The sequence below is a fragment of the Microbacterium sp. ET2 genome (assembly GCF_030347395.1).
In the GTDB taxonomy this organism is placed as follows: Bacteria; Actinomycetota; Actinomycetes; order Actinomycetales; family Microbacteriaceae; genus Microbacterium; species Microbacterium albipurpureum.
This window is the reverse complement of the sequence record NZ_CP128170.1, coordinates 1,172,658-1,196,097: the sequence shown is the minus strand read 5'-3', so window position 1 is coordinate 1,196,097 and position 23,440 is coordinate 1,172,658. Positions and strand designations below refer to the sequence as shown.

The window sequence follows — 23,440 nt, the reverse complement described above, 5'->3', positions numbered from 1 at the left end:
AGGCGGCGCACTTTGCGACAGGTGAGGCTGTGCACGGTGAAGGGGAGGGCGCTCGGCTGTCGCAATCTGCGTGGAGCGGCGCTCTTTGCGACCGGCGAAGCAGCGCCCTCGAAGGGAAGGAGGGGGTCGGGTCAGGCGGGGACGACGTGCGCGGCGCCGGCGGGGATCGAGAGGGCGACGCGTTCGCCGAGCCGAGGGGCGCCGGCCGCCGTGACCTCGGCGTGCAGCAGCACCGTCGGGGTCACGCGTACGGTGAGGTCCGTGCGGGCGCCGGAGGCGCGGGCCGACTCCACCGTTCCGGTCCACCGCACCGCAGTCACGCGCACTGACAGGGCGGTCTCCACTGCGAGCGGGGCCCGGCCGGCGTCATCCGCGCTCCGGTCCGCATCGGGCAGGGTGCCGAGCGGATGCCGCGACGGGGGCGTCTCGGCGGGACGCCACACCTGCACGTCCTCCTGCCGGACGATGAGCACGGCGGGGCCGGACACCGCGGCATCCGGGATCGGGATCTCACCGAGGTCGCTGGTGTGCACCCCGTCGGCCATGACGCCCGGAACGAGGTTGCGCGCCCCCATCAGCTCGGCGACCCGGACCGACGACGGCGCGCGATAGGCGCCGGCGACGTCGCTCTCGTGATGGAGCTCCCCGCCGTCGAGGACGGCGATGCGGTCGGCGACCCGCGACGCCTCGTCGCGGTCGTGGGTGACGAGAAGGATCGTGGGCCCCACGGTCAGCCGCAGTTCGTCGAGGAGTGCGTGCATGTCGGCGCGGAGTGCGGGGTCCAGTGCACTGAAGGGCTCATCGAGCAGCAGCACGGCCGGCTCCGCAGCGAGGGCCCGGGCGATCGCCACGCGCTGCTCCTGCCCGCCCGAGAGCTCATCCACCCGCCGGGCTCCGAAGCCGCGCAGCTGCACCATCTCGAGGAACTCCGCCGCCCGCGCGCGAGCCCGGCGGCGCGACTCACCGCGCACTCGGGCCGAGAAGGCCACATTGTCGAGTACCGACAGGTGCGGGAAGAGCAGGGACTTCTGGAAGACCATCCCCACGCCGCGGCGCTCGGCGGCCACGCCCGCCACGTCGTGGCCGCCGATGAGGACGCGTCCGCTGTCGGGGGCTTCGAGCCCGGCGACGAGGCGCAGCAGGGTGCTCTTGCCCGACCCGCTCGGTCCGAGGACGGCGGTGCACGACCCGGCCGCCACGTGGAGCGTGACGCCCGAGACCGCCGCGGTCCGTGCGCCGCGGAAGCGCTTGGAGACGGTGTCGAGGGTGAGTGAGGCGGTCATGCCGGAATCCTCTCTGCAGTGGGCGGGGTGGTGGTGGTGGTGGCGGGCGCGGGTGCGGTCGATGCCGGCCGCCGGCGCCCGAGCGACACCGTCGCCAGCAGCAGGACGATGGGCGGGATGATCGCCCCGAGCGACATCACGGCCACGGCGGCGTCGTTGCCGACGGCGGCCGCCGCGCCCGCGACGACGAGAGGCAGCGTCACCAGTTCACCCGCGCCGACGATGACGGTGACGAGGTAGTCGCTCCATGCCACGAGGAATGCCAGGAACGCCGCGCGCGCGAGCGCGGGGGCGAGCAGCGGCACCTGAACACGAAGCAGCACGTCGCGCCGCGATGCCCCGAGCAGGCGGGCGTTCTCCTCGAAGGACATGTCGTACGCGCCGTAGGCGGTCCGCATGACGAACGCGGTGTAGGGAAGCGCGAGGACGACCAGCACCAGCACCGTGCCGGCGACCGGGGGCACGTAGGTGCGCAGCAGCACCACGTTGACGCCGAGCACCGCCGCGAACGGCGGAAGCGCGATCGGCGACAGAAGCAGGGCGGCGACGGCACGCGGCCACGGCACGCTGCCGAAGGTGAGCGCGCGGGCGGCCAGCGCCCCGAGCGGAGTGGCGATCGCCGCGACCGTCACCGCGAGCGCGGTGGAGGTGAGGAAGGCGGGCACGGCGCCAAACCCCTCCGCCGCGACGAGACCCCGCGTGCCCCACGCGGTCGGGAGAGGCGAGGGGAACGACCAGCGGTCGGCTCCGGCCCAGAGCACGAGCGGCACGAAGGGCAGGGCGAACCACACGATGAGCAGGATGCCGGTGGCAAGACGCACCGCACGACCGGCGCCGTGCGAGACGAGCAGGGTCGATCCGGGTGATGCCGTCTCCGCGCTCATCGCCACACCGCCGTTCGCCGGAGGACCGCGAACGTGCCGGCCACGACCGTCAGCGCGATCGCCGAGGTGACGACGGCGACGGCGGCCGCGTCGGGCCGCGAGTCCAGCGAGACGCCTTGGAACAGGCGGACCGCGAGGACCGGAAGCGGTTCGGGGTAGGTGCGGCCGAGGAGCCACGAGACCTCGTACGAGGCGAGGGCGTACACGAAGCTGATGGCCGAGCAGATGAGCAGCGTCGGCGCGGTGAGCGGGAGGAAGACGCGGCGGAAACGCTGCCACCGCCCTGCGCCGAGGAGGGCCGCACTTTCGTCGAACCGGGCGATGCGCGTCGCGAGGGTGCCCGTCACCACGAGCGCGATGAAGGCGGACTCCTTCCACGCGAATTCGGCGATCGCAGCGGCCCAGAGGGGTCCGCCCACGAACGCCGGCCAGGCTTCGGGGGGCACCCCCAGCATCCGCGACAGCATCCCCCCGTCGGCGAGCAGCAGCCCGATCGCGGCGGCGCCGATGAGGTGGGGGACGGTGACCGTGGCTGCACCCAGCGCAGCCACGACACGTCCGCCCCAGCGACCCGAGACGATCACGACCGCGGCGGCCATGCCGACGACGGCGGCGATGAGCGTCGAGGCTCCGGCGACCCAGAGCGAGACGCCGACCGCCGCCCAGAGCGCCTCGGGGTCACGGGTGTAGGCCGCGAACGACAGCTCGGCCCGACCCACGATGGGCAGGAGCCCGACGCTCTGCAGCACGGTCGCACCCAGGCCGCCGCCGACGACGAGCGCGGTCGCCGCCACCGCCGGCAGCACCATCAGCGCGCCCGCCCGGCGGTGCCGGGCGGACTGCGCGGGACGGGCGACCAGCGGGGTGAGCGTCACCTGCTGAGAACCTCCGCGCGCCATCCCTCGTCGATGGCGGGTACCCACTCGGCGGCGAGCTCGGCGTGGGCGTTCTGCGAGAGCACCTCGTACGGGGGCACCACGGGCGAGGCCGGCAGCGTGTCGAACAGGGCGCGGTCGCCCGGCTCGAGGCCTGCGATGTCGAGGACGGTGAACTGTCCCCACACCTCCGGCTCGGCCTTGGCGACCTGTTGCTGCACCGACAGCGACTCGTTCGCCACGACCATCGCGCCGGCGACGGCGTCGGAGTTGGCGGGCAGGCCCAGGAAGCTGGCATTCCCGACCGTGCCGTCGGCGAGCTCGAGCACCTTCGTCCCCGCGGGGTAGGTTCCGTCCGCGACGAGTCCGGTGAGGGTGGCGGGGCCGTAGGTCATCATCATGTCGACCTGACCGTCGGCGAAGAGCTGGCCGAGCTCGGCCTCGTTCGCGGGGTAGGTGTCGCCGCCGCGCCAGAGGCTCGGGGCGAGTTCGGCCAGTCGGTCGTACAGCGCCGGCGTCAGCTCGTCGAACGCCTCCTGAGAGAAGGCGGTGGGCACCTCATCGGCGCCGCCCGACACACTGGCGAGCACCTCGCGCACGAACACCGAACCGGTGAAGTCCGGTGGCGCGGGGTAGGTGAAGCGTCCGGGGTTCGCCTCTGCCCACTCGAGCACCTCGTCCATCGACGTGGGGACGTCGGCGACGGTGTCGGCGTTGTAGACCAGGGTGAACTGCGCCTTGTGCCAGGGGGCCTCGCACCCGTCGACCTCGGTGCCGAAGTCCGACAGCAGGAGCGGGTCGGCCGGATCGGTGTTCGCCATGTTCGGCAGCAGGTCGGTCCACCCGCACAGCCACGCGTCGGCCTCCTTGCCCGTGCGGAAATTGTCGCCGTTGACCCAGATGAGGTCGACGGTCCCGTCGTCGCGTCCGGCCTGGATCTCGGTGAAGACGCGGTTGAGCGCATCGCGGGTGTCGGTGACGGGCACCCGCTCGAGGGTGACACCGTACTCTGCGACCGCGGGAGCGAGGATGTCGTCGACGTAGGCGTTGCCCTGATCGTCGCCGCCGTACATCCACAGCTGCACGGTCTGCCCGTCTGCGTCGGCGAGCACCTGATCCCAGCTGTCGGGAACCTCGCCCCCGGCGGCCGATGGGGCGGAGCAGGCGGCGAGGGCGAGCGCGGGAAGTGCCAGCGCAGCGACGGCGAGACGCCGGCGGCGAGATACGAGGTTCATTGCAGAGATCCTTCCAGGTGTTCGGTGCTCGGCTATCGTGAGCGGGTCCACACCGACCGAAACCCCGACGAGTACGAAGACGACGAGAGGCGCATGATCACGCGAAGCCGCCGCAGCGTCTCCCGGGGTGCGATCATCCGACTGATCTCTCTCGGTGTCTTCGTCGCCGCGGCGGTTTCGGTTGGGCTCTTGCTGCCCCCGCTCGATGTCGACGGCCTGCGCGATCGCTTCGGCGACCTCGGGTGGATCGGCCTCGCGGCGTTCGCGGGGATCTACGGGCTGCTCACCCTTTCCCCGGTGCCGAAGGGCGTGCTGAGCATCGGGGCGGGCGTGGTGTGGGGCTTCGGGGTCGGAGTGGTGGCCGTCTACGCCGGGGCGCTCCTCGGGGCGACGCTGGCGTTCTGGACGTCGCGACTGCTCGGACGCGACGCGGTCGCACGGCTGATGGGGCGTCGCGCCGCCGCGATCGACGACCTGTTCGAGCGTCGCGGGTTCCTCTCGATCCTGGGCCTGCGCCTCGTGCCGGTCGTGCCTTTCACCGCCCTGAACTACGCCTCCGGTCTCACCGGTGTCAGGTATGCCGCCTACGCCGCGGCGACCGCGGTCGGGATCATCCCCGGCACCGCGGCCTACGTCGCACTGGGCGCGTTCGGCATCGAGGCAGGGCCGCTCTTCTGGGTCGCCCTGGGAGCGCTCGGCGCTCTCTCGCTCATCGGGGCGGCCGCCGGGGTCGTCGTGCACGCGCCGCCGTGTGCGTGCACGCGCCGCGGGCGCAGCATCCGATGAAACCTCCGGCTCCGAACAAGAAGCGGTGACCGGCGCCGGAGACCGGAGCGGAGGGGAAGACGAGCATGCTTGACGCGGCGCTCCGACCCCTTCTCGCCCGTCCGCTCGAGGCCCTCACGACACTGCTCGACCGGCCGGGCGTCACGCCCGATCGCCTCACCGTCGCGGGCCTCGTGCTGGGCCTGGGCTCCGCGGCGGCCGCGGCGTTCCAGCTGTGGGTCCCGGCGCTGGTGCTCTGGCTCGTCTCGCGTGTCGTCGACGGCCTCGACGGCACACTCGCACGCCGCCGGGCGGTGGCCCGGGGTGACGCAGAGGGAGGCACGCACGCGGGCGGGTTCCTCGACATCGCCGCCGACTTCGTCGTGTACGGCGCGACCGTCGCGGGAGTGGCGATCGGGGCCACCGCCGGCGGGGCGCCGTGGTGGCCGTTCCTCCTCGTGCTCCTGGCCTACTACATCAACGGCACGGCGTTCCTGGCCTTCTCGTCCATCGCCGAGCGGGCCGGGCGTCGGATCGACGACGGGCGATCGCTATCGTTCCTCGGTGGCCTCGCCGAGGCGACCGAGACCATCGCGGTGCACGCGCTGTGGCTCATCCTGCCGTTCTGGGCGGCCGAGATCGCCGTGGTGTGGGCGGTGATCGTCGGGGTGAGCGCGGCGCAGCGGATCGTCGTGGGCTACCGGTCGCTGCGCTGACCGCCTCGGGTCACAGCGCTGCCCGGCGAGCGTGCCGCCGCCGCAGGAATCGGATGCCGCGGCCCACGAGTCCGCGATCGAGGCCCTCCTGGGCGGCGGCGATCGCGGCGTTCCACGCGGCGTCGGCGTACGTGGGATAGGCGTGGATCGTGCTCGCGAGGGCGCGGACGCTCACCCCGGCGGCGACCGCGGTGGTCAGCTCTCCGAGGACTTCTCCCGCTCGCGGGCCGACGACCGAGGCGCCGCGGAGGCGGCCGCGGCGATCGAGGACGAGCGTGGTGTGTCCGCCGGTGTCGTGGTCGGCCACGGCGCGGTCCACGTCGTCGTGCTCCGTGGTCACGACGCGCAGGCCCTGCGCCCGGGCGTCGGCGGGTGCGATGCCGATCGCGCCGACCTCAGGGGCGGTGAAGGTCACCCGCGGCACCGCCGCGACGTCGACCGTGCGCGATAGACCCAGAACGGCGTTCGTCGCCGCCGTGCTGCCGAAGAAGCCCGCGGTGTGGGTGAAGCGCGGGAGAGGGGTCACGTCGCCTGCCGCGCGGATGCGCGGGTTGGAGGTGCGAAGCGTGCGGTCGACCTCGACGTCGCCGTCGGCAGTCAGGCGCACCTCGGCTGCGTCGAGACCCAGGCCGTCGACGGCGGCGCGGCGGCCGAGCGCCGCCAGCATCCGGTCGAAGGCGACCTCCGTCCCGTCGGAGAGCTGCGCGGTGCCGCCACCGGGGGATCCGGCCGGGGTGAGGGCCGCCACGGTCGTGTTCACCCGCACGTCGACGCCGTCGCGGATGAGGGCGTCATGGACGAGGCGGCTCGCCGCGGCATCCTCCCGGGGAAGGATCCGCTCGCCGCGATGCACCAGCGTGACGCGGGTGCCCAGGCGCGCCATCGCTTGAGCGAGCTCGCAGCCGATGGGTCCGCCGCCCTGCACGAGCAGGGACTCGGGCTGATCGTGGAGATCCCAGAAGGTCTCGTTGGTGAGGATCGGCAGATCGGCGGCTCCGGGCACGTCCGGGGTCGCCGGGTGGCTGCCGGTGGCGATGACGGCGTCGCGGAACCGGAGGCGGTGTCCGTCGACCTCGAGCTGGGTCGGGCCGGTGAATCGTGCGCGTCCGGTCACCACCGAAACGCCTTTCGCCACGAGCGCCTCGGGGGAGTCCACGGGCTCGATGTGCGCGATCGCCGCGCGAACGTGGGCCATCACGCGCGGGAAGTCGACGGTGACCCCGGTCACCTCGACGCCGAGGCGCGAGGCGGTGCGGGCGGTGTGCGCGGCATGCGCGGCCGCGATGAGGGCTTTCGAGGGCACGCAGCCGGTGTACAGGCACTCTCCCCCGAACCGCGCGGCTTCGATCAGCAGGGTGCGTGCGCCCAGCGACGCCGCCGTGCGGCTGGCCACGAGGCCGGCGCTCCCCGCGCCGATGACGACGAGGTCCCAGTCGCCGGCGGCGTCGGCGGCGGAGAGGATGCGGGGGCGACGGGACGAGGGGGCGGTCACGGGCGTCAGCCTACGCGGCGACCCGTGGGGTGGGCCGCCGGTGGCATCATCGAGGACACCGGCTCGACGCGCGCCGCCCGATCCGAGGAGAAGCCGATGACCAGGCCCTTCCGCCGCTACAGCGCTGGAGCCCGGTGGTACGACCTGCTCTCGGGGGAGCGGTGGGTCTACCGGGCCGGTCGAGTCGCCGGTATCGGGCTGATGGATCTGCGGCCCGGTGACATCGTTCTCGACCTCGGCTGCGGTACGGGGCTGAACTTCCCGCTCGTGCGCGCCGCAGTCGGAGAGGCCGGCCACATCGTGGGCGTCGACCGCAGCGCCGACATGCTCGCCGTCGCACAGGGCCGGGTGCGCCGCGAGGGCTGGCCGAACGTCACCCTCATCGAGGCGGACGCGGCCGAGCTCGACATCGTGGACGTGCGCGAACGGGTCGAGGCGGCTACCGGGCGCCCAGGCGGTGTCGATGGGGTGCTGTCGACCTATGCGCTGAGCGTCATGCGCGGCAGCGCGGGGGAGGCGTGGGCGCGCGCAGTGGATCTCGTTCGTCCCGACGGGGCGCTCGGGGTCGTAGACATGCAGCCGCCCACCGGACGCTGGCGGATCCTCTCGCCGCTCGCGCGCCTCGCGTGCGCCTTCGGGGGTGCCGACATCCAGGCCCGGCCGTGGCGTTTCGTCGCCCGCGACGCCGCGCCCGGGTCGGTGCGGGAGGCCGTGGTGCGCGGCGGTCACATCGTCGCCGCCGTCGGCCGGTTGCCGGGACCGGACGCACTCACCGTCCGCTCGTGACGACGGATGCCCGACCCGTGGTGCGGGTGGCGCAGGGCGAGGCGGGTATGGATCCCGACCCCAGGTCCGTCCTGCGTCCGTCATCCGACGAGGGGTCAGCCCGTCGGCGCCTCGGGGTCGAGGGCGCGGATCTGGTCCTCCTCTATGGCGTTGTCCGCCTCGAGACGGTTCTCGGTCTCCTCGTCGCCGCCGGCCGGCCCGTCGCCGGAGGTCTCGTCGTGCTCGTGGTCCTCGTCGTGGTCGTCCGGACGGTCGTGATGCTCGCTCATGTCTCCACGGTAGGCCCCAGTGCCCGATCGGCCGGAGGGCTTGCGCCGGCCTCCTCGTGGGTGCGTGACCGCCCGCCGACCCCGCCCGACCCCCCGCCGCTCCCGAGCGACGCCGTCGCGGCGAGCCCGATCACGAGGAACCCGGCCGCCGCCCACGTCGCGTAACGGGTGCCGTCCGAGAACGCCTGCGCCCTGCCGCTGCGGGCGGCGGCGGGGCGCGGCCCGCCTAGGGTGGAGGGATGTCTGACGCACTCGCGATCACCGGTGGTTACGTCGTCCCCGTCGCCGGGGACCCGATCGACGGGGGGACGGTCGTCATCGTCGACGGCGTCATCACCGCCGTCGGAGGTCACTCGACCGAGATCCCCGAGGGTGCCCGAGTCATCGATGCGACGGGGAAGTGGGTGCTCCCCGGTTTCGTCGAGGCTCACGGCCACCTCGGTGTGCACGAGGACGGCGAGGGGTGGTCGGGCAACGACACCAACGAGATGACCGACCCCAACGGCGCGCGCTTCCGGGCGCTCGACGGCATCGACATCGAAGAGGTCGGGTTCCGCGACGCGCTGCGGGGCGGGGTGACGACCGCGGTCATCAAGCCCGGGTCGGGGAACCCCATCGGCGGACGCACGGTGGCCATGAAGACGTGGGGCGGGCGAACGGTCGACGAGCAGGTTCTCGCGCACGACGTGTCGGTCAAGTCCGCCCTCGGCGAGAACCCCAAGCGGGTCTACGGCGACAAGAAGCAGACGCCCTCCACCCGGCTCGGGGTCGCGGCCGTGCTGCGTCAGGCGTTCGTCGAGGCGCGCACGTACGCCGAGAAGCGGGCCGCCGCCGCGACGAAGGGCGAGCCGTTCGAGCGCGACCTCGGCAAGGAGACCCTCGCGGCGGTGCTCGACGGCGACCTCCTGTGGGATCAGCACTGCCACCGCCACGACGACATCGCCACCGCGATTCGCCTCTCCGAGGAGTTCGGCTACCGCCTGGTCGTCAATCACGGCACCGAGGGGCACAAGGTCGCCGACGTGCTGGCGGAGAAGGACATCCCGGTGATCTTCGGACCGATGCTGACGTCGCGCTCGAAGGTCGAGCTGCGCGATCGCGCGATCGGCAACCTCGCGCTCATCGCCGCGGCCGGCGTGCGGGTCGCGATCACCACCGATCACCCCGTCGTGCCGATCGAGCAGATCCGGCTGCAGGCGATCCTCGCCGTCCGCGAGGGTCTCCCCGCCCGGACCGCGCTCGAGGCGCTCACCGTGAATCCCGCGTCGATCCTGCGTCTGGATGATCGGGTGGGGGCGCTCGCCGAGGGACTCGACGGCGACGTCGTCGTCTGGTCGGGCGATCCGCTCGACGTGGACTCGGCCGTCGAGCAGGTCTTCATCGGCGGTGCGCCTGTGCTCGAGCCCGCAGGCGACGATTCCGCACCGCGGGTCGTGGAGCGTTGGGAGCGCTTCGCCCGGCGCTCGTGGATGGCCTGACGGGTGGATGAGGGGTCCTCGCCGGCCTCGCCGCCGGCCACCCGGCGGATTCAGCTGACGCTCGGCAGACCGGCCCTGACGCTGTGGGCGGGCATCCGACCCACTCTGGTGATCGGTGGCCGCGGGCAGCCCGTGCAGTGGGGTGCAGGCACCTGGCAGGTGGCCGCCGACGAGCCCGTCGAGCTCGGCGTGTACCTCTTCGTGCGGGGCTGGCGGTTCGGTGACGCGCAGGTGGTTCTGCAGCCGACCGACCCGCCGACGCTGGAGTACCGCGCCCCGGTGCTCCCCTTCGGCCGGGGCCGATTCACCTCACTCTGAGCGCGTCGCCGCGGCATCCGTCCTGCCACTCCCTCCGCCGCGACCGACCAGGCGCCCGCGGCATCCCCTCCCGCCCCCGGACCCCCCGCCGCCCCACACTCCGTTCGTTCGTCGGAGATGTACGGCCGTGCACCTCATCCGCGTACATGTGTGACGGATGAACCGGACGGCAACGGGCGCGCGAGGAAGGCGGCGCTGCGGCGCCGCAACGTTCACCCCCCATTCACGTGTCGTAGCCCTTCGCGGCCACGCCGCCTCGGGAGGATGCGGGAATGCGAGAGCGTGCGGCCCTCCGATTCCTCGACCGGCTGAGGTTCGGCCCCCTTCACCGTCGGGTGTGGTGGCTGTCGGCCATGGGCATCATGCTCGACGGCTTCGACTTCTTCATCGTCGGCGTGGCGGTGCCGCTCATCGTCGCCGACTGGGGGATCACCCCGCTCGAGACGGGACTGCTCACCAGCGCCGCGGTGGTGGGCGCCATCTTCGGTGCCGCGATCATGGGGCCGCTGTCCGACCGCATCGGCCGGAAGCTGGCGTTCCGCATCGATCTCGGCATGTTCGTCGTCTTCGCCCTCGCGTCGGCCTTCGCGCCCGACATCTGGTGGCTGATCGCCTTCCGGTTCCTCCTCGGGGTGGGTATCGGCGCCGACTATCCGATCGCGGCGAGCTACGTCGCCGAGATCTCCCCGGGGCGCCTCCGCCCGAGGCTGCTGATCGGAGCCTTCAGCTTCCAAGCCGTCGGCCAGCTCCTCGGTGCGGTCGTCGGACTCGTCGTGCTCACCTTCGATCCGCATCCGGAGGCCTGGAGATGGATGCTGGCGGTCGGCGTCGTACCCGCGGTCATCATCGTGATCCTCCGCCGAGGTGTGCCGGAAAGCCCGATCTGGCTCGCTTCCCAGGCGCGATATCTCGAGGCTGCGGCCGTGATGAGCCGGTTCGCCGGCCGCGATGTCGACGAGGGGGAGATCCACGATGTCTCGCCTTCGGCGGATCATCCGGTTCTCGTGCGCGCGACGGGGGTCGTGCCGACCGTTCGGAAGCGCGCCCTCTTCACGGGCGAGTACCGGAAGGCGACCGCGCTGACGACCGTGCCGTGGTTCCTCATGGACATCGCCACCTACGGGGTCGGTGTCTTCACCCCGACGATCATCGCCGCACTCGCGCTCAGCTCTTCGGCGAGCAGCCATTTCATCGCCGACGACATCACCTCGACCGAGGGCGCGGCGGTGCTCGATGTCTTCCTGGTGGTCGGCTTCGCTGCGGCCATCCTGCTCGTCAGGCGTCTGGGACTCATCCTCATGCAGTCGGTGGGATTCGTCGTGATGGCAGTGGCTCTCGTCGCGCTGGGGTCGACGCAGCTGATGGTCCAGTCTCCGCTGCAGATGGCGGTCATCTTCCTCGCCTTCGCCGCGTTCAACCTGTTCATGAACGGCGGACCGAACGCCACCACCTTCGCGATGCCGACGGCGGCTTTCCCCGCCGAGGTCCGCGGCGCAGGTGCGGGGTTCGCCGCCGCCGCGGGCAAAGCGGGCGCGGCGGTCGGCACCTTCTTCTTCCCGATCCTGCAGGCAGAGCTCGGGCTCTTCGCCACGCTGTCGATCATCGCCGGCGGGTGTCTGGTCGCCGCCACGGTCACGATCGTCTTCCGACACCAGGTGCGTCGCGAGAGGGTGATCCGGGGTGCAGCGGGCGATGCCGATCTCGTGGGCACGACGGGGTAGCAGAGCCGCGAGGGCGGATCAGCCGGCGCGCCGCGCGGGGGCCGGACCGCGCTTGTCGCCGATCGGCAGCGTGATCGGCGTGGTTTCGGCGACCTCGTCGCTGAACTCCTCCGGTGAGGCCTGCACCACCGACAGCGGCCGGGTCTCGTCGATCGTCAGGCGGAAGCGGGCGTTCTCGCGGCGGTGAAGGCGACCCGAGACGATGAGCCAGGTGGCCCCGATCGCGAAGGCGACGAAACCCGCAGCTGCGCCCAGGAGGATCGCGGCGCGGGGGCCGAACTCCGCGGCCACCCACCCCACGATCGGCGCGCCGACCGGTGTGCCGCCCATGAGGATCGCCATGTACAGCGCCAGTACGCGGCCGCGCAGGGCCGGATCGGTCGTGGTCTGCACGTACCCGTTCGCCGTGGTCAGCATCGTCACGACGGCGAACCCGGTGAACATGAGCGTCACGGCATACAGCCCGTAGACGGGCATGAAGGCCGAGACGAGAGCGGCGATCACGAACAGGAGCGACCCGCCGATGACGACGCGGATCCGGGCCTGATCGCGCCGGGCGGCGAGGAGAGCTCCGAACAGCGATCCGATCGCGAGGATCGAGCTGAGCAGGCCGTAGCCGTCGGCGTCACGACCGAACTCCAGGGCCATGGTCGACGCGAAGATGGGGAAGTTCATGCCGAACGCACCGAGCAGGAACACCATCGAGAACGTCACGATGAGGTCGGGGCGGCGGGCAACGTAGCGGAAGCCGTCCGCCAGCCGCGCCGCTCCGGGCGCCTTGACGCGCGGAATGAGCTCGTGCGGGCGGATGAGGGCCAGCGCGACGATCATCGCGAGGAACGTGGCGCCGTTGAGCAGGAACACCCACCCGGTGCCCACTGCGACGATGACGATACCGGCGACGGCGGGACCGATCATCCGAGCGCCGTTGAACGAGGCGGCGTTCAGCGCCACGGCGTTCGAGGCGTTCTCGCGCGCCACCAGATCGGAGACGAAGGCCTGCCTGGCGGGGTTGTCGAAGGCGGCGATGACGCCGAGCGCGAGGGCGAAGGCGTACATGAGCCACAGCGTCATCACGCCGACCAGGAGCAGGATGCCGATGATGATGCCGAGCACCATGAGGAGGCTCTGGGTCACCACGAGCAGCCTCCGTCGGTCGAACCGGTCGGCGACCCAGCCGGTGACGCCGACGAGGAGGAGCGGGGGCGCGAACTGCAGGGCCATCGTCACGCCCATCGCCGCGGCGTCGTTGTCGGTCAGCTGCGTGAGCACTACCCAGCTGAGGGCGGTGGCCTGCATCCACTGACCGATGTTCGACACCAGCGCGCCGATGAACCACACGCGGTAGTTGAAGATCGAGAACGAGCGGAACATCGCGCTCATCGGTCGGCCACCTTTCGCATGAGGTCGGCGGCGTCTGCAAGGAGGCGGCGCTCGGCCGGTGTCAATTCCGAGAGCGCCTGTTCGAGCCACGCGTCGCGGCGCCGCACGGTCTCTTCGACGACCTCGCGGCCGGCGGGAGTCAGGGTGATGTTGACCTTGCGTCGGTCGGCGTCATCGGGAGTCCTGATGAGGTACCCGGCCTCCTCGAGGCAGTTCACCGTCCGGTTCATCGAGGGGGCGGTGACCCGCTCGCGCTCGGCGAGTTCGCCCAGCGTGTGGGATCCGTGCATCTTCAGAACGGCGAGGACGGCGAACTGCCCGTCGCTCATGCTGTCGATCGCGCGCTCGGCGCGGAGCCTGCGGGCGAGGCGGAAGGTCGCCATGCGGAAGTCGGATGCCTCGCCGGACAGGTTCTCGGATGCGCTCATACGAATACTTAGCATAGCTCATTAGTTGTGCTAACGGTTGGCTGTACCGGATCGCCGCCCTTCTTCCTCGACGCCGGCTCGTCGGCCCTTCTTCCTCGACGCCGCTCGTTCGTCGCATATGTACGTCGTTGGGACGGCCAGCCGTACATCTGCGACGAACGAAGGACGGGGCTGGGCGGGCAGGGGCGGGGTAAGGGAGCCGGCGGGGGCGGGGCGGGGGCGAACGCCCGCCGTTAGGCTCGGGGCATGCCCGAGTTCATCGATGCACACGGCATCGCGATCGTCTACGACGTCCACCCGGCCGAGACGGCCGAGCCTCGGGCCGTGGTGCAGCTGCTGCACGGCGTCGGCGAGCACGCCGGCCGCTACGCACGGCTGACGCAGGCGCTCACGGCGGCGGGGTACACCGTGTACGCCGACGACCACCGCGGGCACGGACGGACCGGTCTGAAACAGCACGGCGGCGACCACTCCCGGCTCGGCCGCCTCGGCCCCGGCGGGATGCCGGCCACGCGCGACGCGGTCTGGCAGTTCACCGAGCTCATCCGTGAGGCCCACCCCGACCTGCCGCTGATCCTCCTCGGGCACTCCTGGGGATCGTTCCTCGCGCAGATGCTCCTCAACCGCCATCCCGATGCCTACGACGCACTCGTCCTCAGCGGCTCGGCGCTGATGTGGCCCGGGTCGCTGAACCCGGGCGATCTCAACGCACCCTGGGCCGGGGAGGGGGCGACGGGGGTCGAGTGGCTGTCATCCGATCCCGAGGTCGGTCGCGCATTCCTCGACGATCCGCTGACGACCACGACGCCGCTGCGGAAGCTGTTCGGGCTCATCGACTCCGCGCGGTTGTTCGAGCGGCCCGTTCGGGGTCTCGCGCAGGCGGCGGGGCACGACATCCCCGTGCTGCTCATGGTCGGACGCGATGACACCGTCGGCGGTCCGCGCAGTGTCCACCGCCTTGCCGCCGCCTACCGCGAACGATCGGGGCTCGCCGACGTGACCACGCTCGTCTACCCTGACGCGCGGCACGAGATCTTCAACGAGGTGATGCAGGCCGAGGTGCGTGCTGATCTGCTCGCGTGGCTCGACCCGCGGTTCCCCGCGCGGGCCTGAGGGGCCGCCCGGCGTGCGTGAGGCGGATGCTGCGGGCCGGCCGGTCCGCTCCGGCTGAACGCCGCTGGCGAATCGCGACCGTCGCAGAATCGCGGCGACGTCGCAGGATCCGGCCGGGATTCTGCGACATTCGTCGGATCCTGCGACCGTCGCGCCGGATGTGGGAACGAGCGGATGCTGCGGGCCAGCCGCTCCGCTGCGATCAGCCGCGCGCGCGGCGCGGCCGGCGGGTGCCGCGCTGGATGTCGGCGACGGTGCTGCCGGTCGTGAAGCGGGGAGCCGTCTGGGTGCGGGCGGCGCTGCCGCCGGCCTGACCGGATCGGGCGCCCGCCTGACCTGACCGCGCACCGCCGGTCGACGCCGCGGTGCGGTCTCCGGACTGCGCCGGCCGTTCGCCGGCGGGCCGGCGTCCGCGAGAGCGACCTCGGCCGCCACCTGCCCCGTCGGAGTTCCGTGCCGCGCCGGAGCGGCCCCGGCCGCCTCCGCCGCCGTTGCCCCCGCCACGTCCGGTGGTCGCGACGAGCGGGGCGGGGGTGACGTGCTCTGCGACGGCGCCGACGAGAGCGGCGACCGTGGCGTCATCCGCGGCGACCTGCTCGAGGGGTGCCGTGACCTGTGCCTTGCGCAGCAGGTCGCCGACCTCGCGGCGCTGATCGGGTGTGGCGACCGTCACGACGACGCCCTCCGCGCCCGCGCGGGCGGTGCGGCCCGAACGGTGCAGGTAGGCCTTGTGCTCGACCGGCGGGTCGACGTGCACCACGAGCTCGACCTCGTCGACGTGCACGCCGCGCGCGGCGACATCCGTCGCGACGAGCACACGCACGCCGCCCTGGTCGGCGGCGGCACCGAAGGCGGCGAGGTTGCGCTCGCGGGCGTTCTGGCCGAGGTTTCCGTGCAGGTCGACCGCGGGGATGCCCGCAGCGGTGAGCTGCTTGGCGAGCTTCTTGGCCTGGTGCTTGGTGCGGGTGAAGAGGATTCGACGCCCGCGGCCCGACGCGAGGTGACGCACGAGCGCGGCCTTGCCGTCGGAGGGCACGACGAAGACGCGGTGGGTCATGACGCCGGCGGGGACGCTCTCCTCGTCGACCTCGTGGCGCACCTCGTTCTGAAGGAACCGGCGGACGAGCGCGTCGACACCGCGGTCGAGGGTGGCGCTGAAGAGGAGTCGCTGTCCGCCCTGCGGGGTGGCGGCGAGGATGCGCGTCACTCCGGGGAGGAATCCGAGGTCGGCCATGTGGTCGGCCTCGTCGAGCACGGCGATCTGCACGGCATCCAGTCGGATGACGCCCTGCTTCATGAGGTCTTCCAGGCGCCCGGGGCAGGCCACGACGATGTCGACGCCGCGATTCAGCGCCTGCTCCTGCGGCTTCTGGCTCACGCCGCCGAAGACCGTGGTGACGGTGAGGTTCGCCGCGGCGGCGAGCGGGGCGATCGTCGCGGCGATCTGGGTCGCGAGTTCACGGGTCGGGGCTAGCACCAGGCCGCGCGGTCGGCGCGGCTCGCGGCGGCCGCCGGCGAGACGGGCGACGAGGGGCAGCGCGAAGGCGATGGTCTTGCCGCTGCCGGTGCGGCCACGGCCGAGCACGTCACGGCCGCCGAGGGAGTCGGGGAGCGTGTCGCGCTGGATCGCGAACGGCTCGGTCTTGCCGTCCGCGAGGAGGACGGCAGCGAGGTTCTCGGGCACGCCGAGAGAGGTGAAAGAAGACATGGATGCTTTCGATGAGGCTCGGCGCTGCGGAGCGAGCGAAGAGCAGAGGGAGGCGACGGCGCGGGATCGCGCATCGGTTCGCCGTTCGTCGTGTGGCGGATCGGGGAACCAGCCGGTGGCCTCGCAAGAGGCGGGAGCGTGACGACGACGCAGCGGCAAGGAACTGCCGCGGATCAACCGTAGCAGGCCGTGGACCGGCGGAGCTGAACACGCGTCCCACGCCGCGCCGCGCCACGCCCCGCCCGTGGGCCCGCGGCTAGGCTGAGGCCATGCACGGCGAGTACAAGGTCCCCGGTGGAAAACTGGTGGTCGTCGACCTCGAGGTGCAGGGCGGCCGCATCTCCGACTTCCGCCTCGCGGGCGACTTCTTCCTCGAGCCCGACGACGCGCTGCCCCTCATCGACGCCGCCGTGACCGGGCTTGCGGTGGAGACGGATGTCGCGGGGATCGCCGCTGCGGTGCGCTCGGCGCTCCCCGACGGGGCGCAGCTGCTGGGCTTCACGCCCGAGGCGGTCGGCACCGCCGTGCGCCGCGCCCTCGTGACCGCACCCGGATGGCGCGACTTCGACTGGGAGGTCATCCACGACGCACCGGTCTCGCCCCGCATGAATCTGGCGCTCGACGAGGTCCTCACCGAGCGCGTCGGCGCCGGTCTGCGCCGCCCGACCCTGCGACTGTGGGAGTGGAACGAATCGGCCGTGGTCATCGGCTCGTTCCAGTCCTATCGCAACGAGGTCGACCCCGAGGGCGCGAACCGTCACGGGTACGACGTGGTGCGACGCATCTCGGGCGGCGGAGCGATGCTCATGGGTGCGAACTCGATCGTCACGTACTCCCTGTACGTGCCGGCATCCCTCGTGGCGGGGATGACCTTCGCCGACTCCTACGCCTTCCTCGACGACTGGGTGCTGCAGGCGCTGCGGTCGCTGGGGGTCGAGGCGGTCTACCAGCCGCTGAACGACATCGCCTCCCCGGAGGGCAAGATCGGCGGTGCCGCTCAGAAGCGGCTCGCCAACGGCGGGGTGCTCCACCACGCCACCCTCAGCTACGACATGGACGGCCAGGTCATGACCGAGGTGCTCCGCATCGGCCGTGAGAAGCTCAGCGACAAGGGCACGGCGTCAGCCGCCAAGCGGGTCGATCCGCTGCGGCGGCAGACGGGCCTGCCGCGCGAGGCGATCATCGAGCGCTTCATCGAGACCTTCTCGACGCTCTACGGCGCGGAGCCGGGCTCGGTCACCGACGAGGAGTACGCCGCAGCTCAGGCGCTCGTCGACGCCAAGTTCGCCACCTCGGCCTGGCTGCACCGCGTGCCGTGACGAGCGCGTCTCCGCCCGCAGCGCCGCGGGGCTCGGTCACCGTCCACCACGGTGACAACCTCGAGGTGACCCGCACCTTCGCCGACGGGTCTTTCACGCTCATCTACCTCGACCCGCCGTTCAACACCGGACGGATGCGCGAGCGCAGCGTCGAGCGCGCCCGCGCCACGACCCTGCCGGCGAGAGTGCAACCGGGTGCCGAGGATGCGGGGTCGCCCCGTGCTCTCGGCGCGCAGATCAACTCTCGCGGGGGAGGCGGGGCCGGGGCCGTGCGGCGGGGGTTCCACGGGCGCGAGTATGAGCGGCTGCGCGGCGACCTCCGCACCTACGACGACCGGTTCGACGACTACTGGGGGTTCCTCGAACCGCGGCTGGAGGAGGCCTGGCGCCTCCTCGCGCCCGACGGCACGCTGTACCTGCACCTGGACTTCCGCGAGGCGCACTACGCCAAGGTGCTGATGGATGCCCTGTTCGGCCGCGAGAACTTCCTCAACGAGCTCGTCTGGGCCTACGACTACGGTGCGAAGACGCGGCGCCGGTGGCCCACCAAGCACGACACGATCCTCGTCTACGTCAAGGACCCCGATCGCTACTGGTTCGACTCCGACGGCGTCGACCGTGAGCCGTACATGGCACCCGGCCTCGTCACCCCCGAGAAGGCCGCGCGCGGCAAGCTCCCCACGGATGTCTGGTGGCACACCATCGTCCCCACGACCGGCCGGGAGAAGACGGGCTACCCGACGCAGAAGCCCGAGGGGATCCTCCGCCGCATCGTGCAGGCCTCGAGCCGGCCGGGCGATCGGGTGCTCGACTTCTTCGCCGGGAGCGGCACGACCGGTGCGGTCGCGGCATCCCTCGGACGCGATGCGGTGCTCGTCGACGACAACCCCACCGCGATCGAGGTGATCCGTCGCCGCATCCCCGACGCGGAGCTCGCGGCATCCGCTCCTCTCGGTCACGACACCCGGTCGGATGCCGCACTGGAGCCGCTCCCGTAGGCTGAGGCCCGTGCGATACGGACTCTTCATCCCCCAGGGCTGGCGCCACGACCTCGTCGACATCGATCCCGCCGACCAGTGGCGGGTGATGCGCGAGCTCGCGCAGCACGCCGACCGCGGTCCGTGGGAATCGCTGTGGGTCTACGACCACTTCCACACCGTGCCCGTGCCGAGCGAAGAGGCGACGCACGAGGCGTGGACGCTGATGGCCTCGTTCGCCGCGGTCACCGACCGCATCCGCCTCGGCCAGATGTGCACGTGCATGGGCTACCGCAACCCCGCGTACCTCGCCAAGGTCGCCGCCACCGTCGACATCGTCTCGGGCGGCCGCACCGAGATGGGGATCGGCGGCGGGTGGTACGAGCACGAGTGGCGGGCCTACGGCTACGGCTTCCCGAAGATCGGCGATCGGCTCGGCATGCTCGAGGAGGGCGTGGAGATCATGCGCCAGGCCTGGACGACCGGGACCGCCACGCTCCACGGCCGCCACTACGACGTCGACGGCGCACTCGTGCGCCCGCTGCCCCTGCAGGAGGGCGGGATTCCCCTGTGGATCGCCGGCGGCGGCGAGAAGGTGACGCTCAAGATCGCGGCCAAGTATGCGCAGTACACGAACTGGTCGAGTGATCCGGAGGAGTTCACCCGCAAGGACGAGATCCTGCGGGCACACGCCGACGACCTCGGTCGCGACCAGGCGGAGATCGTGCGGTCGGCGAACTTCAACACCGTCATCGGCGAGAACGAGAAGGATGTCGCGGCGCGTCTGGACCGCATCGAGCAGCGCGTCGCCCCGTACCTCGGCGACCGGACGGCGGCCTTCATGGCCGAATACCACTCCGACCGCGGACTCGTGGGCACCCCCGAACAGGTCGCCGAGCGCCTCGCCGCGCTTCGCGACCGGGGCCTCGGATATGCCATCCATTACTTCCCCGAGCACGCGTACGACCGCTCGGGCGTGAGCGAGTTCGAGCGTCAGGTCATCCCCGCGCTGCGCTGACGCCTCGCCATTCGGCGGCTTTCGACCATTCCGCGGATCTGACGGAGCGCGGATCGCCGCGTGAAGGCGGATCGCCGCGTGAGGGAGCGTCAGACCAGCGCGGCGACGCTTGCGAAGGCGTCCCGCACCACGTCAGGCGCGGAGGACGGGCCGCCGAAGACGCGCGCCGTGCCCGGCGCACTCGCCCACGTCGGCCACCCCGGGTCGCGATCGCGGACGAGCGCCACCGCCGACCCGTGCACCGCATCGGCGAGCGAGCGGGGCGGGCTGTCGCCCGCGATCGCGACCACGCCGTCGAGGTCGAGACAGTCGAACCAGAACGGCACGTCGAGGCAGTGCAGCGACCACCGGCGCGTCGGGGACGGCCATGAGAAGGCGTACACCCAGGTGTCGGCCGCACCGCGCGCGTCGGCGGCGCGCACCACGGTCGAGCGGAAGATGCTGTCGCTGATGAAGCGTCCGATCACGGCCGCGCCGCCTTTGCGGCGTTGCGGCCCGTTCGCGGCGAGGTAGGGTCCGACGACACCGCGATCGACGCCGATCCGTCGCAGCAGCAGCGCCGGGGGAACCACCCGCAGCGGCACCCGGAGCGCGTCGGTCATCATCGTGAACTCGTCGTCGGTGGCCCCGACGACGAGCGCCTTCTCGGCCCCCACCCCGGCGCGAAGCGACTCCATGGTCGGACGCGGGAGGAGGTCGCCGTCGACGACGGGCCCCCAGGGCAGACCGTCGCGGAGGATGCCGGTCAGCGGCGCCAGCGGATCTTTCGACGCCACCTTCGCGGCATCCTGTTGCAGCGCCAGCAGCCGCTCCTCGGGGACGGAGCGGAACCCCTCGAGGGTGCCGGGGACGCCTGCCAGATCAGCGAGGCGCTCCGAGCGCTCGCGGGCGAGCGGCGCCGGGATGTCGCCGAGAGCGGGTGAGAGCGCCCACGCGGCGTGGAAGAGGTGCTGGGCGGCCGGCATGCCGAGGAGGGTCAGCACCGCCCCGCCGCCGGCTGACTGCCCCGCGATGGTCACGCGGGACGGATCCCCGCCGAAGTCGCGGATGTGGTGCTGCACCCACTCCAATGCCGCGAGCCAGTCGCGGACCCCGCGGTTGCTCGGCGCGCCCGGTATCTCGCCGAACCCGTCGAAGCCGAGGCGGTAGGAGAGCGAGACGGTGACGACTCCGTCGCGGTTGAATGCGCGTCCGTCGTACCAGGGACTTGCCGGCGACCCCGATGTGAAGCCGCCGCCATGGATGTAGACGAGCACCGGGAGTGCGGCGTCGGTGTCGCCGGGGCGCGGTGTGAAGACGTTGACGTTGAGGGTCGATTCGCCCTCGACCGAGGGCTCGGGGATGAGGGTGATCCCGGTGTCTCCGCGCTGCGCTGTCGCGCCGTACTCCGTGGCGTCGCGCACACCGTCCCAGGGTGGGACAGGGGAAGGGGCGGCGAAGCGCCTCTCTCCGACCGGCGGTTCGGCGAACGGGATGCCGAGGAAAGCGGCGGATGCTCCGGGGTCGCCCGGCTCTCCCCGCCACAGGCCCCGGACCGCGCCGCAGGAGAGGGAGATGACCACATCGCTCACGCTGGTCATCGTACGGTGTCCGTCCTCCTGGTTACGGACCGGAAAACCTCCACATGGAGGTTTTCTGCTAACCTCGCTCCGTCGTCCCGATCGATCGACAGATCGACGTGAGAAGAGAGGTCGCGATGGCGCATCCGGAAGCCCTTCCCGAAGCCCTGCCCGAAGCTTCGGTCCAGCTGTACACCCTGGCCGAGCAGTTCACCGCCGATCCCCGCCGGTCGCTCGATCGCCTCGCAGAGATCGGTCTCCGCCACGTCGAGGCCTTCGCGTTCGTCGATCGACCCGACGAGATCCGCGGGGCGCTCGACACCAGCGGGCTCGACGCGCCCACCGGGCATGCGCCGCTTCTCAGCGACCAGCTGTGGACGCCGGACGGCGCCATCCCGACGCCCGCTCCGGAGATCGTGCTCGAGGCCGCCGCGCGCGTCGGGCTGCAGACCGTCTTCGACCCGTTCGTGCCGGTGGAGCGCTGGCTGACCGAGGACTCGGTGGCAGAGCTCGCGGAGCGCCTGAATCGTGCCGCCGATCTCGCCGCGACCTTCGGGCTGACCGTGGGGTATCACAACCACTCGCAGGAGTTCGTCGCGAGCTTCGACGGCGTGACCGCCTACGAGCGCTTCATCTCGCTCACCGATTCACGCGTCGCCCTCGAACTCGACCTGTACTGGGCGGCTGCGGGCGGGCAGGACGTCCCCGCCCTCGTGTCGCGCCTGGGTGAGCGGCTGCAGGCCGTGCACGTGAAGGACGGCCCCGTTCCGGCATCCAATCCCTTCGCCCCCGACGCTCCCGCCTTCGGGTCGGGCGCTCTCGAGCAGCGCCACGCCGGCACCGGTGAGGTGCCCCTGGCCGCGGCCCTTCGCGCCGGCGAGGGCGCGATCCGCTTCGCCGTCGTCGAGTACGACAACCCACCGGGCGACGTCTTCGATGACATCGCCGCGAGCCTCGCCTTCCTCCGCGACGGGGGGTTCGTCCGATGAGCGGCGCGGTCGGAGTCGGCGTCATCGGCGCAGGAGTCATCAGCGACACCTACCTCGAGAACCTGCAGTCCTTCCCCGATGTGGACGTCGTCATCGTCGGCGATCTCCTCACCGATCGCGCCGCGGCCCAGGCCCAGAAGCACGGCGTCCCCCGCGCGGGGAGCGTCGACGATGTGCTGGCAGACCCCGACGTGCAGGTCGTCGTGAACCTCACGATCCCCGCCGCGCATATCGAGGTGTCGATGCGCGCGGTCGCGGCCGGCAAGCACGTGTGGACCGAGAAGCCGATCGGTCTCGATCGCGACGGTGCCGCCGAGCTCCTCGCCGCCGCGGCGGCGGCGGGACTCCGGGTCGGTTCCGCTCCCGACACCGTCCTCGGCCCCGGTTTCCAGACGGCCAAGCGCGCGATCGCCGCCGGCGTGATCGGCGAGCCGCTCTTCGCGCAGACGGTGTTCCAGACCCAGGGGCCCGACCTCTGGCATCCCGCACCGCAGTTCCTCTTCGCCACGGGCGCCGGGCCGCTCCTCGACATGGGCCCGTACTACTTCACCGGGCTCGTCAGCCTCTTCGGGCCCGTCGACCGGGTGTCGGCTGTCGGCCGGAAGGCGCGCGACGAGCGCGTCATCCACACCGGACCGAACGCGGGTGCCACGTTCCCGGTGGAGGTGCCGACGACCGTGCAGGTGGTCACCGCCTTCGAGGGCGGCGGACAGGCGCAGAGCCTGCTGAGCTTCGACTCGGCGCTCGAGCGCGCCGGGGTGTTCGAAGTGCACGGCACCGAGGGGTCGATCGTGCTGCCGGACCCCAACCAGTTCGCGGGGCGGATCGCGTACGTGAAGCCGCTGGGGGTCCTCCGCGACGGCATGAGCGTCGAGCAGGAGTGGATCGACATCGCGCAGGAGGGTGTCGTGGTCGGGCGCGGCCTCGGGCTTCTCGACATGGTGCGCGCGATCGCCGACGCCCGTCCCCACGTCGCGAGCGGCGACCTGGCGCTGCACGTGCTCGACGTCATGCTGTCGGCGGAGCAGTCGATCCAGACGGGTGCGTCGGTCGGCGTGGCGAGCACCGTCGACCCGGTTCCCGCCCTCGCCGCGGACTTCGACCCCTTCGCCCGGACCCTCTGA

At 71.9% G+C, this 23,440-nt stretch carries 22 protein-coding genes; 12 read left to right on the top strand and 10 right to left on the bottom strand.

Annotated features, from left to right (window positions below):
• Positions 1-131: 131 nt before the first annotated feature.
• Genes QSU92_RS05860 through QSU92_RS05845 form a run of 4 tightly spaced genes read right to left on the bottom strand, consistent with a single transcriptional unit; the run spans position 132 to position 4,277 of the window.
• The gene (locus tag QSU92_RS05860; RefSeq protein WP_289265238.1) at positions 132-1,283 is read right to left on the bottom strand and encodes an ABC transporter ATP-binding protein; all 1,152 of its coding nucleotides are present in this window, start codon (positions 1,281-1,283) and stop codon (positions 132-134) included.
• Positions 1,280-2,167: an ABC transporter permease gene (locus QSU92_RS05855; RefSeq protein ID WP_289265237.1), complete on the bottom strand. Its 888-nt coding sequence runs from the start codon at positions 2,165-2,167 to the stop codon at positions 1,280-1,282. Before QSU92_RS05855 ends, QSU92_RS05860 begins: the two co-directional genes overlap by 4 nt.
• Positions 2,164-3,042 carry an ABC transporter permease subunit gene (locus QSU92_RS05850; RefSeq protein ID WP_289265236.1) on the bottom strand — a complete coding sequence of 293 codons (879 nt, stop codon included), beginning with the start codon at positions 3,040-3,042 and terminating at the stop codon, positions 2,164-2,166. The genes QSU92_RS05855 and QSU92_RS05850 overlap by 4 nt, the downstream gene beginning before the upstream one ends.
• Complete coding sequence (locus QSU92_RS05845; protein ID WP_289265235.1) at positions 3,039-4,277, bottom strand: ABC transporter substrate-binding protein; 1,239 nt, start codon at positions 4,275-4,277, stop codon at positions 3,039-3,041. Before QSU92_RS05845 ends, QSU92_RS05850 begins: the two co-directional genes overlap by 4 nt.
• 24 nt (positions 4,278-4,301) lie before the next feature.
• On the opposite strand from QSU92_RS05845, the gene QSU92_RS05840 reads away from it, so the two are divergent.
• Positions 4,302-5,063: a TVP38/TMEM64 family protein gene (locus tag QSU92_RS05840; RefSeq protein ID WP_289265234.1), complete on the top strand. Its 762-nt coding sequence runs from the start codon at positions 4,302-4,304 to the stop codon at positions 5,061-5,063.
• Positions 5,064-5,128: 65 nt separating this feature from the next.
• Positions 5,129-5,758: a CDP-alcohol phosphatidyltransferase family protein gene (locus tag QSU92_RS05835; protein ID WP_289265233.1), complete on the top strand. Its 630-nt coding sequence runs from the start codon at positions 5,129-5,131 to the stop codon at positions 5,756-5,758.
• Between the two features lie 10 nt (positions 5,759-5,768).
• Here QSU92_RS05835 and QSU92_RS05830 read toward each other — a convergent pair whose 3' ends face one another.
• Positions 5,769-7,250, bottom strand: a complete 1,482-nt coding sequence (locus tag QSU92_RS05830; RefSeq protein WP_289265232.1) for a dihydrolipoyl dehydrogenase family protein — start codon at positions 7,248-7,250, stop codon at positions 5,769-5,771.
• Between the two features lie 96 nt (positions 7,251-7,346).
• On the opposite strand from QSU92_RS05830, the gene QSU92_RS05825 reads away from it, so the two are divergent.
• Positions 7,347-8,036: a class I SAM-dependent methyltransferase gene (locus QSU92_RS05825; RefSeq protein WP_289265231.1), complete on the top strand. Its 690-nt coding sequence runs from the start codon at positions 7,347-7,349 to the stop codon at positions 8,034-8,036.
• 95 nt (positions 8,037-8,131) lie between these two features.
• On the opposite strand, the gene QSU92_RS05820 is transcribed toward QSU92_RS05825, so the two are convergent.
• Positions 8,132-8,305, bottom strand: a complete 174-nt coding sequence (locus QSU92_RS05820; protein ID WP_289265230.1) for a hypothetical protein — start codon at positions 8,303-8,305, stop codon at positions 8,132-8,134.
• A gap of 239 nt (positions 8,306-8,544) precedes the next feature.
• On the opposite strand from QSU92_RS05820, the gene QSU92_RS05815 reads away from it, so the two are divergent.
• The 3 genes from QSU92_RS05815 to QSU92_RS05805 all read left to right on the top strand — a co-directional run bounded on the left by QSU92_RS05815 (position 8,545) and on the right by QSU92_RS05805 (position 11,822).
• The gene (locus QSU92_RS05815; RefSeq protein WP_289265229.1) at positions 8,545-9,783 is read left to right on the top strand and encodes an amidohydrolase; all 1,239 of its coding nucleotides are present in this window, start codon (positions 8,545-8,547) and stop codon (positions 9,781-9,783) included.
• Positions 9,784-9,786: 3 nt separating this feature from the next.
• A complete protein-coding gene (locus tag QSU92_RS05810) occupies positions 9,787-10,101 on the top strand; it encodes a hypothetical protein (protein ID WP_289265228.1) in 315 nt (104 codons plus the stop codon).
• Positions 10,102-10,373: 272 nt separating this feature from the next.
• On the top strand, positions 10,374-11,822 hold the full coding sequence (locus QSU92_RS05805) for an MFS transporter (protein WP_289265227.1): 1,449 nt from the start codon (positions 10,374-10,376) through the stop codon (positions 11,820-11,822).
• An 18-nt stretch (positions 11,823-11,840) separates the two neighbouring features.
• On the opposite strand, the gene QSU92_RS05800 is transcribed toward QSU92_RS05805, so the two are convergent.
• Together QSU92_RS05800 and QSU92_RS05795 are read right to left on the bottom strand one after the other, a co-directional pair.
• A complete protein-coding gene (locus QSU92_RS05800) occupies positions 11,841-13,205 on the bottom strand; it encodes an MFS transporter (RefSeq protein ID WP_289265226.1) in 1,365 nt (454 codons plus the stop codon).
• Positions 13,202-13,633 carry a MarR family winged helix-turn-helix transcriptional regulator gene (locus tag QSU92_RS05795; RefSeq protein WP_289265225.1) on the bottom strand — a complete coding sequence of 144 codons (432 nt, stop codon included), beginning with the start codon at positions 13,631-13,633 and terminating at the stop codon, positions 13,202-13,204. Before QSU92_RS05795 ends, QSU92_RS05800 begins: the two co-directional genes overlap by 4 nt.
• A 246-nt stretch (positions 13,634-13,879) precedes the next feature.
• Here QSU92_RS05795 and QSU92_RS05790 point away from each other — a divergent pair, with 246 nt between their 5' ends.
• Complete coding sequence (locus QSU92_RS05790; RefSeq protein ID WP_289265224.1) at positions 13,880-14,746, top strand: alpha/beta fold hydrolase; 867 nt, start codon at positions 13,880-13,882, stop codon at positions 14,744-14,746.
• A gap of 202 nt (positions 14,747-14,948) precedes the next feature.
• Here the strand turns inward: QSU92_RS05790 and QSU92_RS05785 are convergent, their stop codons facing one another.
• On the bottom strand, positions 14,949-16,454 hold the full coding sequence (locus QSU92_RS05785) for a DEAD/DEAH box helicase (protein ID WP_289265223.1): 1,506 nt from the start codon (positions 16,452-16,454) through the stop codon (positions 14,949-14,951).
• 269 nt (positions 16,455-16,723) lie between these two features.
• Here QSU92_RS05785 and lplAB point away from each other — a divergent pair, with 269 nt between their 5' ends.
• From lplAB to QSU92_RS05770, 3 genes are read left to right on the top strand one after another with little or no spacing between them, the layout of a single operon-like run.
• Positions 16,724-17,773, top strand: coding sequence for a lipoate-protein ligase LplAB (gene lplAB, locus QSU92_RS05780; protein ID WP_289265222.1), 1,050 nt, complete (start codon positions 16,724-16,726; stop codon positions 17,771-17,773).
• Positions 17,770-18,771, top strand: a complete 1,002-nt coding sequence (locus QSU92_RS05775; RefSeq protein ID WP_289265221.1) for a DNA-methyltransferase — start codon at positions 17,770-17,772, stop codon at positions 18,769-18,771. Before lplAB ends, QSU92_RS05775 begins: the two co-directional genes overlap by 4 nt.
• A gap of 10 nt (positions 18,772-18,781) precedes the next feature.
• On the top strand, positions 18,782-19,768 hold the full coding sequence (locus QSU92_RS05770) for an LLM class F420-dependent oxidoreductase (RefSeq protein WP_289265220.1): 987 nt from the start codon (positions 18,782-18,784) through the stop codon (positions 19,766-19,768).
• An 89-nt stretch (positions 19,769-19,857) separates the two neighbouring features.
• Here the strand turns inward: QSU92_RS05770 and QSU92_RS05765 are convergent, their stop codons facing one another.
• The gene (locus QSU92_RS05765; protein WP_289265219.1) at positions 19,858-21,348 is read right to left on the bottom strand and encodes a carboxylesterase/lipase family protein; all 1,491 of its coding nucleotides are present in this window, start codon (positions 21,346-21,348) and stop codon (positions 19,858-19,860) included.
• Positions 21,349-21,464: 116 nt separating this feature from the next.
• On the opposite strand from QSU92_RS05765, the gene QSU92_RS05760 reads away from it, so the two are divergent.
• Together QSU92_RS05760 and QSU92_RS05755 are read left to right on the top strand one after the other, a co-directional pair.
• Positions 21,465-22,316: a sugar phosphate isomerase/epimerase family protein gene (locus QSU92_RS05760; RefSeq protein WP_289265218.1), complete on the top strand. Its 852-nt coding sequence runs from the start codon at positions 21,465-21,467 to the stop codon at positions 22,314-22,316.
• Positions 22,313-23,440 (top strand): Gfo/Idh/MocA family protein, encoded by a 1,128-nt coding sequence (locus tag QSU92_RS05755; protein ID WP_289265217.1) that lies wholly within the window; start codon positions 22,313-22,315, stop codon positions 23,438-23,440. The genes QSU92_RS05760 and QSU92_RS05755 overlap by 4 nt, the downstream gene beginning before the upstream one ends.

Excerpts from the sequence above, each read along its gene's own strand:
- QSU92_RS05790 (WP_289265224.1), top strand. The coding sequence starts at position 13,880 with ATGCCCGAGTTCATCGATGCACACGGCATCGCGATCGTCTACGACGTC.
- QSU92_RS05805 (WP_289265227.1), top strand. The coding sequence starts at position 10,374 with ATGCGAGAGCGTGCGGCCCTCCGATTCCTCGACCGGCTGAGGTTCGGC.
- QSU92_RS05795 (WP_289265225.1), bottom strand. The coding sequence starts at position 13,633 with ATGAGCGCATCCGAGAACCTGTCCGGCGAGGCATCCGACTTCCGCATG.
- lplAB (WP_289265222.1), top strand. The coding sequence starts at position 16,724 with ATGCACGGCGAGTACAAGGTCCCCGGTGGAAAACTGGTGGTCGTCGAC.
- QSU92_RS05755 (WP_289265217.1), top strand. The coding sequence starts at position 22,313 with ATGAGCGGCGCGGTCGGAGTCGGCGTCATCGGCGCAGGAGTCATCAGC.
- QSU92_RS05760 (WP_289265218.1), top strand. The coding sequence starts at position 21,465 with ATGGCGCATCCGGAAGCCCTTCCCGAAGCCCTGCCCGAAGCTTCGGTC.
- QSU92_RS05765 (WP_289265219.1), bottom strand. The coding sequence starts at position 21,348 with ATGACCAGCGTGAGCGATGTGGTCATCTCCCTCTCCTGCGGCGCGGTC.
- QSU92_RS05845 (WP_289265235.1), bottom strand. The coding sequence starts at position 4,277 with ATGAACCTCGTATCTCGCCGCCGGCGTCTCGCCGTCGCTGCGCTGGCA.
- QSU92_RS05860 (WP_289265238.1), bottom strand. The coding sequence starts at position 1,283 with ATGACCGCCTCACTCACCCTCGACACCGTCTCCAAGCGCTTCCGCGGC.
- QSU92_RS05800 (WP_289265226.1), bottom strand. The coding sequence starts at position 13,205 with ATGAGCGCGATGTTCCGCTCGTTCTCGATCTTCAACTACCGCGTGTGG.
- QSU92_RS05785 (WP_289265223.1), bottom strand. The coding sequence starts at position 16,454 with ATGTCTTCTTTCACCTCTCTCGGCGTGCCCGAGAACCTCGCTGCCGTC.
- QSU92_RS05855 (WP_289265237.1), bottom strand. The coding sequence starts at position 2,167 with ATGAGCGCGGAGACGGCATCACCCGGATCGACCCTGCTCGTCTCGCAC.
- QSU92_RS05815 (WP_289265229.1), top strand. The coding sequence starts at position 8,545 with ATGTCTGACGCACTCGCGATCACCGGTGGTTACGTCGTCCCCGTCGCC.
- QSU92_RS05835 (WP_289265233.1), top strand. The coding sequence starts at position 5,129 with ATGCTTGACGCGGCGCTCCGACCCCTTCTCGCCCGTCCGCTCGAGGCC.
- QSU92_RS05820 (WP_289265230.1), bottom strand. The coding sequence starts at position 8,305 with ATGAGCGAGCATCACGACCGTCCGGACGACCACGACGAGGACCACGAG.
- QSU92_RS05825 (WP_289265231.1), top strand. The coding sequence starts at position 7,347 with ATGACCAGGCCCTTCCGCCGCTACAGCGCTGGAGCCCGGTGGTACGAC.